At 53.8% G+C, this 13,787-nt stretch carries 6 protein-coding genes; 1 reads left to right on the top strand and 5 read right to left on the bottom strand.

From position 1 onward, the window contains the following. Positions 1-49 precede the first annotated feature (49 nt). Positions 50-5,905, top strand: a complete 5,856-nt coding sequence (locus ACXAEW_RS07315; RefSeq protein ID WP_474940696.1) for a DUF3320 domain-containing protein — start codon at positions 50-52, stop codon at positions 5,903-5,905. Here the strand turns inward: ACXAEW_RS07315 and ACXAEW_RS07310 are convergent. From ACXAEW_RS07310 to dnaA, 5 genes are all read right to left on the bottom strand, one after another. Continuing rightward, entirely contained in the window at positions 5,860-6,630 is a 771-nt protein-coding gene (locus tag ACXAEW_RS07310) for a hypothetical protein (RefSeq protein WP_474940695.1), read from the bottom strand. The genes ACXAEW_RS07315 and ACXAEW_RS07310 overlap by 46 nt on opposite strands. 617 nt (positions 6,631-7,247) lie before the next feature. Further along, positions 7,248-9,665: a DNA topoisomerase (ATP-hydrolyzing) subunit B gene (gene gyrB, locus ACXAEW_RS07305; protein ID WP_474940694.1), complete on the bottom strand. Its 2,418-nt coding sequence runs from the start codon at positions 9,663-9,665 to the stop codon at positions 7,248-7,250. Between the two features lie 106 nt (positions 9,666-9,771). Then, a complete protein-coding gene (gene recF, locus ACXAEW_RS07300; RefSeq protein ID WP_474940693.1) occupies positions 9,772-10,869 on the bottom strand; it encodes a DNA replication/repair protein RecF in 1,098 nt (365 codons plus the stop codon). Between the two features lie 63 nt (positions 10,870-10,932). After that, positions 10,933-12,054, bottom strand: coding sequence for a DNA polymerase III subunit beta (gene dnaN, locus ACXAEW_RS07295; RefSeq protein WP_474940692.1), 1,122 nt, complete (start codon positions 12,052-12,054; stop codon positions 10,933-10,935). Between the two features lie 247 nt (positions 12,055-12,301). Then, positions 12,302-13,753 (bottom strand): chromosomal replication initiator protein DnaA, encoded by a 1,452-nt coding sequence (gene dnaA, locus ACXAEW_RS07290; RefSeq protein WP_474940691.1) that lies wholly within the window; start codon positions 13,751-13,753, stop codon positions 12,302-12,304. Positions 13,754-13,787: the final 34 nt, after the last annotated feature.

The raw sequence follows: 13,787 nt of genomic DNA, 5'->3' as shown, positions 1-13,787 counted from the left end.
GGAGTTCAACCATATGCAGCACTTAGCATTATTGCCGTGAGGAACCTCGATGTCCGGTGAAGACCTAATTGAATTAGAAAATATCAAAGAAAAGTTGGTTGAAATTGAATTCGACGTTGTTTCAAAGGTCAACTTCTCGTCTGCTCAGAATGGTGTGTCCATACTCAAAAGATTGTCGGTCAAAAATTCCTGCGATGACCCGATCGAGAATGTGAAGGTGACACTCGAGTGCAGCCCGGCACTTGTTCGCACGAAAAGCTGGATGATCGACCGGTTGGCACCTGGCGACGATCGGCACCTGGGTGAACTGGAAACTCCACTCGATGATGCGCTGCTGGCAGGTCTCAACGAGGCTGAGTTTGGCAACATAACCGTTGCGCTGCATGTAGGCGACACAGAACTCATTAAGGACAGTAGTCGTATTGAGATGCTTGCCCGTGATGAATGGGGTGGTGTGGGAGATATGTCGCAGCTGTTGGCTGCCTACGTGTCGCCCAATGACGGTGTCGTTGCGTCCATCTTGAAGGATGCAGGACGACTCCTGGAAGGGGCAGGTCGGAATGGCGCTATAGATGGCTACCAGTCGAAGGACCCTGGGCGTGCATGGATGCTCGCGGGGGCAATCTGGTCTGCCGCAACTGCAATGGGGCTTACCTATGCGGTTCCTCCAGCTTCGTTTGAGCAACGCGGTCAGAAAATTCGAAACCCAGGGCGCATACGATCAGAAGGCCTCGCAACGTGTCTTGATTCCTCTCTATTGCTCGCCGCCTGTTTTGAAGCTGCGGGGTTGAACCCAGTGGTTTTGTTCTCAGAGGGGCATGCTTGGGTTGGAGTCTGGTTAACGGAACGAGATTTTGGGTCTGTGGCAGAGCCTGATGTTATGACAGTGCGCAAAGCTGTTCAGGCGCGAGAATTCGTCATGATGGAAACCACGCTCCTGACAAAGCGTCCAACAGTCGGATTCGAGGAGGCAGTTGAAGCAGCAAAGGAACACACAGAAGAACGCAACGAGCATACCTTCCTTTTGGCAGTTGATATCGCGCGGGCGAGAGCTGCCAAGATACGTCCCTTGGCGTCCCACCGAATTGAAGAACGGAGCTTTGGTGAAGACATACCCGCCAGCCCGGCAGCATTGCCGAAACCACTGGAATTTGGGTTCCTTCCTGGAGATTTGGTTGAAGAGGAGGCAAATACACCGGCAGACCGAATTTCGCGTTGGCAGAGAAAGTTGCTCGACCTTTCATTGCGCAACCGGCTTTTGAATTTTCGCGACACCAAACAAACTCTGCCGTTCCTTTGTCCCGACGTTTCTCGTCTGGAAGATCAGCTTGCTGACGGGAAAAAGTTCAAGACCCTGGCTCTCAAAGATGAAGATCCAATTGGGCAACGTGATTTGGTCCCCAATCAGGAGACGCAAATCCTCGAGGATGTGTCGCGGGATGCCTTTGCAAGATTACAAATTGCAGTCCCTCTGACTCGAAAGGACGCAAACAACCGCTTGGTCGCCCTGAACCGGAAAGCCAAGAGCGACATGCAGGAAGGTGGGACTAATACACTTTTTCTTGCTGCAGGTTTCCTGAGATGGAAGAAAACTGAACAAGACTCGCGAAGTTATCGGGCACCTTTGTTGCTGATCCCAGTAAAGTTATCGAGGCGCTCAGCTCAGTCGGACTTCATCATTGAGCATCATGAAGATGATGTCAGGTTCAATTCGACACTTCTTGAGTTCCTAAAGCGCGATTTCGACCTCAAGATCCCCGAACTCGAGGGTGATCTGCCCAGAGATGAAAGCGGATACGACCTGCCACTGATCTTTGAGATTGTGCGCAGGAAAGTTCGGGATGTTGCTGGATTTGAAGTGGTCGAAGACCTGGCTATGTCAACGTTCTCCTTTGCAAAATTCCTGATGTGGAAGGATCTCGTGGAAAGGACTGACAGCCTGCGCGAAAGTGCGTTGGTGAAGCACTTGGTCGACAATCCTACTGACGTGTTCACACCTGAAGGCCCCGGCGATCTTCCTGAAGCTGCAGATGTCGATCGGCGTCTGGCTCCGCGAGATCTGTTCACGCCATTACCGGCAGACTCCTCCCAACTTGCAGCTGTATTGGCGGCGCAGGAAGGACATGATTTTGTTCTGATTGGCCCACCGGGAACAGGTAAAAGTCAGACGATTGCGAACATCATTTCGCAGTGCCTTGCCGTAGGGAAAACAGTTTTGTTTGTAGCGGAAAAGTCTGCTGCACTTGACGTTGTGCATCGACGCCTTTCGACACATGGGCTGGCGGATGCAGTGCTTGAGCTTCACTCAAACAAGTCTGATCGGAAATCGGTTCTTACCCAACTTGGCCGTAGTTGGGAGCGCGCAGGTCAATTAAACGAAAGCGAATGGCTTAAGGTTACAGACGACCTTTCGGTCACGCGAGATCAACTGAATGCCTATGTCGAAGCGCTTCACAGGATTGGAACGCAAGGATTCAGCGTTTTTGAAGCTGTCGGGCGGACCGCCGGAGCGGAGCAACCCTTCAAATTGGCGTTCGACAACAAGGACGCGCATGATGCAGAGAGTTATAGACATCTCAAAAGGCTGTCTGAAGCAGCCGGCCGCTGCCATGCTGTCGTTGCGGATCAGCCGCCACTTCCGCTGATCAAGTCTGAGCAATGGTCGTTTGGTTGGCAGGCGGATCTCTTGGAGCGCGCAGGGCAACTTCTTACCGCCTCCCGTGACCTCATGGATGCCGCATCACACCTTTCAAGTTGCTCAGGTTTGAAGTCGAATCCTGACTGCGAGCCTGAACATATTGAGAGTCTTTGCAAGTTGAGCAGCCTCCCAGAAGCCAGCGAAGACCTGACCTTGGGTCTCACGATCGACATGAGTATTCTGCGTCTGGAAAGTGATCGCTGTGTTGCACTTCTATCTGAATATCGGAAATCTGAAGGGGCGTTGACCGGGGTTTACCCAATGGATCGCTTGCAATCGCTGCCACTTGATCAACTGGATTCTGACTGGCGACGCGCGCAGACAAAGATCTGGCCGATTTCGTTTTTTGCCAGATCCGCAGTCCGCAAGCTACTGCAGACCTATGCGGTGGCAGGGAAGTCCAACCCCGAAACCGATATCTACAACTTGTCCCAGGCTAAGCAGTTGCGCGAAGATATTGAAGGCTTGTCACTGGTAGGTTGTCCAGCGTTTAACGGTGTAGAGACAGATGGACAGCACTTGTTGCGATGGTGCCAAACCGCCTCCGACCTGAGAGCAACACTGGAAGCTCTTTCGGCCAATACAGGTGAAGCAGACATCTGGGAAAAGTCCCGGATCGCGTTGGCGTCGGGAGAGACCGGCGACCTGCGCGCAGCCATGGTCAGGTTTGAGGGTGCTTTCGAACTTTGGTCTGAGGCCTCGAGAGCATTCAGTGCGATCTCTCAGGCGGATCCGCGGGTGATGTCTCTCCGAAACCTCTGCGACCAGTTGCAAGAAACAATTGCGCGCCGCGACCAATACCAAGATTGGACTCGTTGGATGGAGGTGCGCAATCAGGCGATTGCCGCCGGTCTTGCACCCCTGGTTGAAGCCATTGAGAACAATCAGCTGTCACCGAATACGGAAGATGCCTTTGAGGCGGCCTATGCCGCCTGGTGGCTACCGCTCGCGATGGATTCCGGGTCTGAACTTCGATCGTTTACTCATTGGGCACACGAAGACCTTATCGAGAGATTTAGGAGGCTTGACAGCAGCGCCACCGAAATGGCGGCTCAACAGGTGTTGCACAGAATTCAGCACGGTCTTCCATCCGTAGATGGTGTCGCGCGCCGTTCCGAACTTGGAACTCTCCGCCACCAGCTTTCTCTTCAGAGACCAAGCATGCCGATCCGCACCCTGATTTCAGAAATGCCGGAGTCATTCCTCAAACTTGCGCCTTGCGTTCTGATGTCGCCGCTTTCAGTTGCGCAGTATCTGCCAGCAGGTCAGGCGGCATTCGACGTCGTGATTTTTGATGAAGCCTCACAGATCACGACATGGGATGCGATTGGTGCAATTGCGCGTGGAAAACAGGCAATAATTGTCGGGGATCCGAAACAACTTCCGCCCACTAATTTCTTTGGGCGAACAGACGATACGGACGAAGAGCTGCACGAAAGCGAAAGGGATCTGGCGTCGATTCTTGATGAGGTCTCCGCTGCAGGTGTGCGCACGAAGCAACTTGACTGGCATTATCGCAGTCGTGATGAGTCGCTCATTGCTTTCTCCAACTGGCATTACTACGGCGGCCGGTTAGTCACTTTCCCATCCCCGGCAACATCTTCGCAGGCAGTCCAGCTCCATCAAATAGATGGGACTTATGCCCGAGGCATGGGGCGAACAAACGAGGAGGAAGCCCGCGCAATTGTCCGCATGGCAGTCAAGCGCATGGAAGCTTGGCTGAAGCGTCCCGAAGAAGAGCGACTGACGCTTGGTGTCATTACATTCAACTCCGAACAACAGGGATTGATATTAGATCTTCTTGACGAAGAGCGGCGGCGAAACCCGGAGCTCGAATGGTTCTTCGAAGATGCCCGAGAAGAACCAGTAATCGTGAAAAACCTTGAAAACATTCAAGGCGACGAGCGGGATTTGATGCTGTTTTCAATCACCTTCGGTCCGGATCACGCTGGCAAACTCTCAATGGCCTTTGGCGCGCTCAATAGCGACGGAGGAGAAAAAAGACTCAACGTTGCAGTGACACGTGCCCGGCAGGAGCTGCATATTTTTGCCTCTATTCGGGCAGATCAGATTGATCTGAACCGCACCAAATCACTCGGTGTGAAACACCTGAAAGGGTTCTTGGATTTTGCGGCGCGTGGACCGGTTGCTCTTGCCGCAGAAAGCGATGGATCTTTGGGTCCTGTCGAGAATGTGTTCGAAGCCGCCGTCAAGACTGCAATCGAAGCAAAAGGCTGGGAGCTCCGGCCACAGATTGGGGTGTCAGGTTTTAGGATTGATCTTGGTGTGGTGCACCCAGATCATGCGGGTGTCTATCTTGCTGGTATTGAGTGTGACGGAGCAACCTACCACGGTTCCGCTACTGCGCGTGACCGGGATAAAGTGCGACAAGCTGTTCTTGAAAACCTTGGATGGACAATCCTCCGAATATGGTCGACGGACTGGTTCAAAAATCCAGGCTCTGTTGTTGAGCGAATTCACAAGATGCTGACAGAGCATCTGGAAGCTGACCGCATGCAACGTGCTGCGAGGGAAGAGGCCGTATGCCTCAAACCGAATTCGGAAGAAGAGGAATCTCTTCTGAATGACGGCGTGTCGCTACAGAAAGCAGAAACCGAGGATGAAAGGAATGAACCTAAGCCTGAAACACCGCCTGCTCCACCAGCGCCTGCGAAGGAGCGGGAACGTGAACCACTGGTTGCACGAGGGTCTGGCCAGTATCCCGCGGAACAGTCCCCACAACACGCAACTCCGGATCCCGACAGGTTTTACGAAACATCTTACAGGTCAATCCTGAGCACAATAATCGCTGAAATCGTGGCGCAACAGGGGCCTATGCCTTTGTCGTTGCTTGCGAGGCGTATTACGACTCTTCATGGGTGGCAAAGGACAGGCCGCAAGATCTCAGAACAAGTGCGCGCATCGTTGGAGCAGGTTGAAATTCGTCGCGAAGGCGAGGTGGATTTTCTATGGAGTAAGGGCAGTTATGCTGAACGCATCGCTTTCCGCCCGGAACTTGATCGAACTGTTCGGGATATTTCACGTTCGGAGATAGCGGCGCTCATTGACGCAAATTCTGAGTTCCTCAAATCAAGTGAAGACACTTGCTTGGATCTCGCTCGGATGGCCGGCATCAACAGGCTTTCAGCAGATGCACGAAGTTATTTGGAGCTTTGTTTAGACTGGCACAAAAAATCAGAGGATTGACGGCATTGATTGGTGGACGCTGCCTTCTCAAAAAGTTCCGAAGCTGGGGATGCCAAATCTGCTACTCGCAAGAGCGCACCTCGGCTGGTGTTTCCTACTGCCTTTTCGCCATAAATCGACAGACCGCTATGCCTCAATCTCTTTCTCAATGAACGGCTCGAGGTTTGCCGATCTCGCGCAAGATCAGCAAGCGGGATGAAGGTGCGCTGAAACCTGACCAGTGCTTTGGGGTCAATCAGATATCTGACCTGTTGACCTTCGTTCTCCTGGCTGGCCTCAAGAAGACCTTCGCGACACCAATGGGTTACAACCTCCGCTTTCCAACCGGCCAACTCGGCGACTTGATGTGCTGTCCACAATCCGGGTTTTGAGGCCTCGGTGAAACGTGCGTCGATGTCTACACAAGCGAACTCGAACAATCCCAATGGCTGTTCAGAGGGCGCTGAAACAGGCTGGATCGCTCCTGTCTGAATGGCCTTGAATACTGCGATCAGTTTCGACTTCTGCGTGGTGCGCCGAAGATTGAGATCAGAGAAGCGCAGAGTTTCCGCTGAGGAGCCTGCCGCTTTTTGATTGCCCCTGATGCCGTCAACAAGCACCAAAAGATCATCGGACAAGAAAGGACCTTCGACCAAAGGTGGCAAATCTGAGGTCGGTAGACGCGAAACCAGCCCAGCATCTTGAAGAATGCGAAACTGAGCCTTGCCGACACCAAGCATTTCCATTGCTGATTTTGCGGTCAGGTATCTCGCGCGGTCGATTTTGAGGCCTTCTACGACCTCCCGTAGCACCATGGTGTGCTTGTGCCCATGCCCGGAATGAGCCTGGCGGCCTTCTAATTTACCCGAAGCGACAGCCGCAACGATCCGCTCTCCCCGAACGTTCAAAACACGGGCGGCTTCGGTCGCTGATATCCAAGTTCTATCCTCGACAGGTCTTCCCGCGTAAGGACCTTGGAAGTGCTCTGCGATATGGCACGATGCCGCGCGAGCACGAATGGCTGCTGAGGAAGGTGCAGCAGCCGTTCGCATGAACCGACGTGAATGGCAGCTGAGCGCCGTTCATGTGGACTGGCTTGAACCCCAATTGCACTGAAAGTAATGGCACCAATGCACAGATCCAGCAAAGGTAGGTTCACCTCGAAAAACACAACTCAATGGAGAATATTGGCGGTGCCAACAAAGCTGACGTCCGACTTCGTCAATTCTTCAGATTTTGGCGAATTTCGGGGCATTTTTTTGCCTGTCCCGAAACTCGCCCAATTTCACCAAAGCGAACAACTTTAGGTGCTTCGCGAACACTTATGGGTGTCGCGAACGATTGTGGGGCATCCTACAGATCGTCAGAAGTCCAGGTTTTCGACGCTTAGCGCGTTTTTCTGGATGAACTCACGGCGCGGCTCGACCACGTCTCCCATCAGTTTGGTGAAGAGATCATCAGCTTCGACACTGTCATCCACTCGAACTTGCAAGAGCGTGCGCGCATCCGGGTCCAATGTAGTCTCCCACAGCTGATCCGGGTTCATTTCGCCCAAACCTTTGTATCGCTGCAGGCTAAGCCCCTTCTCACCTTCTTCAAGGATCGCTTTCAGCAGGCTCAAAGGACCATGAATGGCCTGACTGCGATCCTTGCGTTGCAGAACCGCAGATGAGCCATAGATCTCTTGAAGGCTAGCGGTAAAGCTGCCGGTTTTCCGAGCCTCACCGGAGCGCAGCATCGGGCCGTCCAATGTACGCACCTCTTCGACGCCGCGCAGAATACGCGCAAGGCGAATGCCGTGATCTTGGGTAATCCGGCCCTGCCAACCGCGCTCGTATTCCAAAGCGATCTGGTCCAGACGCGCCGCAACTTTGTCCGCAACGCCCTGCAAATCCGCATCAACCGCGCCAGGCACGAAGGCCCCAGCCACAGCGGCCTGTTCCAAAATCGCACGCGGATAGTGAGTCGGAAAGGCATCCAAAACCCGCTTCAGCTGGCGCGCTTCATCAACCACCCGGGTCAGGTCAGCGCCTGCGATTTCGGATCCATTGCCAAGTTGCAGAACAGCCCCCTCAACGCCCTGGTTAATTAGGTAATCATCCAGAGCATTCTGGTCTTTCAGGTAGACCTCGGACTTGCCCCGCGCCACCTTGTAAAGAGGAGGTTGAGCGATATAAAGGTATCCGCCTTCGATCAGCTCAGGCATCTGGCGGTAGAAGAACGTCAAAAGCAGCGTCCGGATATGGGCACCGTCGACATCCGCATCGGTCATGATGACGATCTTGTGGTAGCGCAGCTTTTCAATATTGAATTCATCCCGGCCGATACCGGTGCCAAGCGCCATCACAAGGTTTCCGATTTCCTGGCTCGACAGCATTCGGTCAAACCGGGCCCGCTCCACGTTCAGGATCTTGCCGCGCAAAGGCAGGATCGCCTGCGTCTGACGATCACGACCGGTCTGCGCCGAGCCACCAGCGGAGTCACCCTCCACCAGGAAGACTTCGGTCTTGGAGGGGTCTTTCTCGGAGCAGTCTTTCAGCTTTCCGGCAAGAAAGTTCACATCCATCGCGGTTTTGCGGCGAGTCAGTTCCCGCGCCTTACGGGCGGCTTCACGTGCCAATGCGGCCTCGATGATCTTACCGACAACCTGCTTGGCAACATTTGGGTTCTCTTCAAACCACTCTGCCAGTTTCTCGTTCATCAAGCTTTCAACAACTGGACGCACTTCCGAGGAAACCAGTTTGTCCTTGGTCTGGCTCGAAAATTTTGGGTCCGGCACTTTGACGGACAGTACGCAGGTCAGACCTTCACGCGCGTCATCCCCGGTAAAGGACACCTTCTCCTTCTTGGCGATGCCTGAAGACTGCGCATAATTGTTGATGGTACGGGTCAACGCCCCACGGAACCCCGCAATGTGGGTGCCGCCATCGCGCTGGGGAATGTTATTGGTAAAAGGCAGGACGGTCTCGTGGTAGCTGTCGTTCCACCACATGGCGATTTCAACGCCGATGTCGTCCTTCTCACCCTTGATATAGATCGGAGCGTCCATAACCGGCGATTTGGAGCGGTCGAGATATTTAACAAACTCGTTCACACCACCTTCGTAAAACAGCTCAGTCTCAATCCGTTCCGCGGGGCGTTCATCAACCAGAATGATCCGCACACCGGAATTCAGAAATGCCAATTCCCGCAGACGTTTTTCCAACGTCTCATAGACATACTCAAGGTTTGAGAATGTGTCGGTTGAAGCCAAAAAGCGCACTTCTGTCCCAGTACGATCACCACAATCGCCAACGACTTCCAGATGTTTGACTGTATCGCCACGCTCAAAACGCGCGACGTGTTCTTTACCGTTACGCCAGATGCGCAGCTCAAGCCAATCCGACAAGGCGTTCACAACCGAAACACCCACACCATGAAGGCCGCCGGACACTTTGTAGGAGTTGCTGTCGAATTTACCACCCGCGTGCAGCTGGGTCATAATCACCTCAGCCGCTGAAACGCCTTCTTCTTGGTGGATATCAACCGGAATACCGCGACCGTTGTCGCTGACAGAGACACTGGAATCCGGGTGGATTTTGACGGTTACCGCGTCCGCGTGACCGGCCAGCGCTTCGTCAATTCCGTTATCGACAACTTCATACACCATGTGGTGCAGACCAGAGCCGTCATCCGTGTCACCGATATACATGCCAGGCCGCTTTCGTACGGCCTCCAACCCCTTGAGAACTTTGATAGAATCAGCGCCATATTCTGCTGGGGTTTGCTCGTTCTCGGACATTCACAATTTCCTGCTTTAGCTTTGCGATTTTATACGAATTTCACGCCGGAATGTCACGTGGAACAGCTCAATTTTCTTGGCAATTTCAAGGCGCTTACTTCTGGCTTTATATCGTGTGGACGACAGAGTGCCCGGCGTCTTCGGAAACCTCGAACACCTGCGCCCGGGTCGCGATCTCAGCAAAGAGTTCCGAACCGGTTCCAGTCATCCAGGCCTGAACACCCAAGGCGCAAATTTCATCATACAGCGCCGCCCGACGCCCCGCATCCAAATGCGCGGCGACTTCATCCAACAAAAGGATAGGAGGACCTTCGTCCTGCTCCATCAACGCCCTTGCATTTGCAAGAATGAGCGAGATCAACAACGCCTTTTGTTCCCCCGTGGAACAGTCCTTCGCCGGCAGGGCCTTGGCGCGGTAGGTGCCCAAAAGGTCCGTTCGGTGCGGCCCTACCAAGGTCCGTCCCACCACGACATCCCGAAATCGACTTTCCTCCAGGGCCGCCTGGAAATCCTCTGCCGAATGCGGCATGTCACCATCCGCTTGCAAAAGCTCCAGCTCTGCGGTTGGGAAACCCGTCTCGGCGTTGGTCTGCGCCTGGTGGAGATAATCAACTGCGTTCAAGCGTGCCTGATGGATCTTGTGGCCGGCCACCGCCATCTGTTGCTCCACCACACGATACCAGACCGGATCACGCACCTCCTGCTTCAGCAGTTTATTGCGCTCGCGCATCGCCTTTTCATAGGTCAACGTCGCCTCGGCGTGATCGGGCGCAAAACTGAGCGCGACCCGATCCAGAAAACGTCTACGCCCTTCTGCGCCCTCGATCCAAAGCCGGTCCATCGCCGGGATCAGCCACACGACCCGTGCAATCTGCCCCAGGGCAATCTGGTTACTGGATTTGTTGTCGATCTTGACCTGCCGCGCCGCGCCTGCCTCGGACCAGGTTTCGACCTCATAATTTTGATCCTGACAACGCAGAATACCGCTGAGCTTCCATCCCAAGCTTTCCGGTTTACGCGCCATCTCTGCTGCGCTTGCACGACGGATCCCGCGCCCAGGAGAGAACAGCGACACCGCCTCAAGCACATTGGTCTTTCCGGCACCATTATTGCCAAAAAGCGCCACGGGTCGACCATCCAAATGCAAGTCCGCCCGCAAATGCGAGCGGAAATGGGAAATCGACAAAGAGGTCAGCGCACGCATGGGCCTGCCCTCCCTTTCATCTTTTCATTGACTATCTCGCCACAGACTGTGCCGCCGGGCACATTACACACGCATCGGCATCACGACATAGACAGCGCTTTCATCGCTGCCTTCGCGCATCAAAGTCGGGTCACCAGAAGAGTTAAACATGAACACAGCATTTTCACGATCAACCTGGTTTGCAATTTCCAACAGGTATTTGGCGTTGAAGCCAATATCCAGATGTTCGTCGCTGTAGGCTACGGCCAGTTCTTCTTCGGCTGCACCGCTGTCGGGCGCGTTGACCGACAGTATCAAGCGATCCTCACTCAGCTGCAGTTTCACCGCACGCGACCGCTCCGAGGAAACAGTTGCAACACGGTCAACAGCTCGCGCAAATTCGCTCGCATCCACTTCGAGACGGCGTGTATTCCCAACCGGAATAACGCGCGTGTAGTCCGGGAAAGTTCCGTCGATAACTTTGGAGGTGAGGGTAATATTCGGCGTTGCAAAACGAATTTTGGTCTCAGAGACAGAAACTGCGATATCCATCTCGTCGTCATCCAGGAGCTTACGAAGCTCACCCACAGTTTTGCGCGGCACAATCACGCCCGGCATATCTTCTGCACCTGCAGGAACATCCGCGTCAATACGGGCCAGACGATGCCCGTCCGTTGCTACACACCGCAAAACCCGGCCACCCGCACTCCCGTCCGAGACATGCATGTAGACACCGTTCAAATAATACCGGGTTTCTTCGGTCGAAATCGCAAACTTCGATTTATCAAACAAGCGGCGGAGCACTGCGGCATTGGCTGCAAAATTTGACTGATACTCTGACGAGGCCATGACCGGAAAATCTTCACGCGGCAACGTAGCCAGCGAAAAGTTCGAGCGCCCCGCCTCAACTGTCAGACGTCCAGTTGCTGCGTCCGCGCTCAGGGTCACCAGCGCGCCATCGGGAAGCTTGCGCACGATCTCATGCAAGGTGGTCGCTGCAACCGTAGTTGCGCCTGCCCGTTCAACCTGAGCGTTGGCTTTGTCGACCACCTCAATATCCAGATCGGTTGCGCGGAACTGAACCGTGTCACCTTCGGCCTCGATCAGAACATTCGCCAGGATCGGAATAGTGTTACGACGTTCCACAACGGACTGTGCCTGAGCTACAGCCTTCAGAAGGGTGCCGCGTTCGATACTGATCTTCATATCCCTCATTCCTTTCGTCTGGCTTCACCAGCAGCCCGTCGTCAACCCGGGAGGTCAAGGTAACCTTTTGCGCCCCCAAGACAAGACTTTATTCGATTTCTCCAATTGTAGATGACCAGCGTCAAGGGGCCAAAGGGTGCTAATTTACAGAAGGCCATGAAACGTTGCCCTCACGCTGTATTCGCACCATAAAAAACGGCCCTGAGAAGTATCAGGACCGTCTTTGAAGAAAGTCTCAGAGAGTTGCTTATGCCTCGATCGAGCGACGCAGCATTTCAACATCTTCGGCAATCTGGCCGTCGATCATCTTTAACTCTTCGATACGCTTCACACCGTGCATGACCGTTGTGTGATCACGACCGCCAAAACGGCGACCGATTTCAGGCAAGGATCGGCTGGTCAACTGCTTGCACAGGTACATGGCAACCTGACGCGGCCGTGCATAGGAACGCAATCGTTTGGGACCGATGATATCGGACATGCGGATATTATAATATTCAGAGACCTTGCGCTGGATTTCTTCAACCGTGATTTTGCGCTCAGAAGCGCGAAGTACATCGGCCAGACAGTCCTGGGTCAGTTCCATGTCGATCTCGCGCCCGACCAATGACGCAAAGGCGAACAATCGTGTCAGCGCGCCTTCCAACACCCGTACGTTTGTTGAAATGCGATGTGCGAGGAACTCAAGCACACCGTCAGCAACTTTTAGATCCGGGAAAGTCTGGCGATGTTGCTGAACCTTGGTTTGCAGAATGCCAAGACGCAGCTCATAGTCGGTCGGGTGGAGATCAACCACCAAACCACATTGCAGACGAGATTTGACCCGCTCTTCCAGCTCTTTGATTTCTCCGGGCGCACGATCCGCGGAAATGATGATCTGCTTGTTCTGATCAACCAGAGCATTGAACGTGTGAAAGAACTCTTCCTGTGTGGAATCCTTGCCAGCGATGAACTGGACATCATCCACCATCAAAACGTCAACCGAACGAAAGAGGTGTTTGAAATCCATCATTTTGCGCTCACGAAGCGCTTGCACAAAACGGTACATAAACTGTTCGGCAGACAGATACAGAACGTTCAGATCCGGATTGGAGCGTTTCAGCTCCCACGCGATGGCGTGCATGAGGTGGGTTTTACCCAAGCCAACACCACCATACAAAACCAGTGGATTGAATGTGACGGGGCCGGCCTCACCGACGCGACGGGCAGCGGCATGGGCCAGCTCATTGGGCTTACCCACAACAAAGGTGTCAAAGGTAAAACGCGGATCAAGAGGCGCGGCCTGCAGACCTTCCAGCGCATCTCGGCTATTCGAAGATGTCTCCGCAACACGGGCCGAGGGTTCATCTGACTGCGGTGCAGGCGCGTCAGAATAGGCTTTTCTCTCTTCGGGCGCAACGTTCTGAACAACCTCAAAAAGCGGCTGATTTGCGTTCGACGCTGGACGTTTCGGTGAATTCACCGCCACATTGAAAGCCAATCGCTGAACGTGCTCACCGGACATGTTCAGCTCATGCAGAATCAAATCCGAGAAGTTTTGGCCGACATAGTTCCCCATAAAATTCGTGGGAACATTAAAGACAGCAATACCACCGTCCAAGTTTTGCAACTCGAGAGGCTCGATCCAAGTCGTAAAATTGTTCTGCCCGACTGTCTTTAGCAATCTTTTTCGGACACTGCCCCATTTATCGTTCGTCATTCTTCGCCTCTCGCGTCCCCACATGCCGCAGCTA

Source organism: Epibacterium sp. ABZ3_068, from assembly GCF_056159265.1.
Note: the sequence above shows the minus strand (reverse complement) of the source record. Positions and strands in the feature narration are given on the sequence as shown.

Bases quoted from the DNA above. Each gene is read 5' to 3' on its own strand.
- ACXAEW_RS07315 (WP_474940696.1), top strand. From the start codon at position 50: ATGTCCGGTGAAGACCTAATTGAATTAGAAAATATCAAAGAAAAGTTG.
- ACXAEW_RS07310 (WP_474940695.1), bottom strand. From the start codon at position 6,630: ATGGAAATGCTTGGTGTCGGCAAGGCTCAGTTTCGCATTCTTCAAGAT.
- gyrB (WP_474940694.1), bottom strand. From the start codon at position 9,665: ATGTCCGAGAACGAGCAAACCCCAGCAGAATATGGCGCTGATTCTATC.
- recF (WP_474940693.1), bottom strand. From the start codon at position 10,869: ATGCGTGCGCTGACCTCTTTGTCGATTTCCCATTTCCGCTCGCATTTG.
- dnaN (WP_474940692.1), bottom strand. From the start codon at position 12,054: ATGAAGATCAGTATCGAACGCGGCACCCTTCTGAAGGCTGTAGCTCAG.
- dnaA (WP_474940691.1), bottom strand. From the start codon at position 13,753: ATGACGAACGATAAATGGGGCAGTGTCCGAAAAAGATTGCTAAAGACA.